The organism is Gordonia sp. DT219, from assembly GCF_049847065.1.
Lineage (GTDB): Bacteria > Actinomycetota > Actinomycetes > Mycobacteriales > Mycobacteriaceae > Gordonia.
In genome coordinates this window covers 1-1861 of sequence record NZ_JBNCNR010000053.1, presented here as the reverse complement: position 1 = coordinate 1861, position 1861 = coordinate 1, and the positions used below count along the sequence as shown (strand labels likewise).

At 68.2% G+C, this 1861-nt stretch carries 1 protein-coding gene and 1 pseudogene; both read right to left on the bottom strand.

From position 1 onward, the window contains the following. Positions 1 to 386: hypothetical protein (locus ACPXB3_RS22335; RefSeq protein WP_425729829.1), on the bottom strand; the 386-nt coding region annotated here is incomplete at its 3' end. Further along, positions 386 to 1861: pseudogene (locus ACPXB3_RS22330) on the bottom strand (hypothetical protein); the annotation flags it as partial. The pseudogene ACPXB3_RS22330 and the gene ACPXB3_RS22335, both read right to left, overlap by 1 nt.

The window sequence follows — 1861 nt, the reverse complement described above, 5'->3', positions numbered from 1 at the left end:
GCTTGGGCTGCTACTGCCAGTGACGACGGGTAGAGCTTCTGTTCGGCGGTTGCCGCGGTGAGCGCGCTCGCCGACACTCCGAGTGTGGCAGCCATGCGGGCCATCGCTGCCAGTGTCACCCCACCGGCTGCCTGCGCGGGCAGCGACGCCGACACCCGCGCGTATGCGGGCAGCGCGACCGATGCCTGCGCCTGCATCGGCAGGGTGGTGGACATCCGCGCTACCGCCGCCAGCGACACCGACGCTTCGGCGGTCGCGGCGACTGTCCGCTCGGGCAGGCACCACCACCCGCGCCGTGACTCGACCGCGACCGGGTCGGGGCCGTCGACCGACCAGCCTTGGCGGGTGAGGGTGGTGACGGCGGGGCCGTCAGGAGACCAGGGCACTACGCGGCGCTCGGCTTGTAGACGGCCAGGATGTCTACTTGGCCCCGGCCACCATCGCCGCCGTTGGTTACACCAGCGCCGCCTCCGCCGCCCGGTGCGCCACCGTTTGCTCCGGCCTGCGCTGTCGCCGAGCCTGATGGACAGCCACCACCACCGCCCGCGCCGCCTGTGGTGTACCAGTCCTTGGTCGTGCCATCCTGCCCGGCAGTGGCCGCCTGGCCGCCGGGAATCCAGAAACTTCCGCCCGCGATGCCCGGCTGGCCACCTGCCGCAGTCTCCGAGGACTCCCCATAGTCGCCGGGGTAGAACCCCGACGTCGACGTCACCGTGATGATCGGATCGGCGGAACCCGTGGACGTGCTACTCCCCGGGGACGCGATGGTGTGGAAGTGCGACGGCTGATTAGCCGTCACCCCGGTCAAGAATTGGAACCCCGCTCGCCCACCATCTCCAGGCGCGGCCGACGAGGGCAAAGGACCATATTGGGTGGGGATCGAAGACGATCCGGGAGACGACTGCACCAGCGTCCCGCCGAAGCTGGACACCCCGCCACCTGACCCGAGCCCATCAGACGACGACTTGCCAATGCCGGGAGCGCCGACGACTACCGCCTTTGACGAAGCATCCATCTCAGCAGGCGACAGGCGTCTCACAACACGTCCACCGCCGCGACCGCCGGGTGCCCCCTCCCCTCGGCCGCCACCCTGCCCGGCGCCGTACGCGGTGACGAGGTAGTAGTCGATCTCGTACCCCGACGGTGGCGTTGGTGGAATGTAGGTCGCCGAACCCGGCGTGGTGAACGAGGTGAGCGTGAACTGCTGGACATCCAACAGCCCGGCGGTCACCACCTGCCCACTCACGCCGGTCGAAATCTGTTGCTGCGCAGTATCAGCCGTGTCCTTCACCCCACCGAGGTCGGAGATGATGTCGGCGAGTGTGCCGCCAACCACCGGCACCCCGCGCAATGCTCGCAGGATCGCGTCAACAAGGTTCTGGACGAACGTGTTGAGGGTGTCGACGGCTGCCGTGGACGCCTTGCCGCCGAGGTCCGAGACCAATCCGGTGATCTGCGACTGCCCGAGCTGCACAAGCGAAGTCAGATTCGGCAACGGTGACAACACCGAGCCACCCGACAAGAGCGTCTTGAGCTGCGTGGCGAACGTGGCCGCGTCCGTGAGCGCATCCTCCAACGACGTGCGCGCCTGCCCGGTCAGCTTCTCGATCAGATCCTTGATCCAGTTGAGCGCGTCACTGATGTCGTCCCCGAGCTGTGACAGCGCTGCCGTCAAACCCGACACCCACTGCTGCGGAACGGATGTGGCCGTCTTGCGCAGCTCCACGTCATCCCACCACACCGTGCCGCCGGTCAGAGCGGCCTCCACCGTGATCCGCACACGCACACCAGTCACACCGGCGTCGGGCGTGTAGGCCCCCGAGATGACCTGCCCGGTGGCATCCGTTGCGGGAGAGGCTGT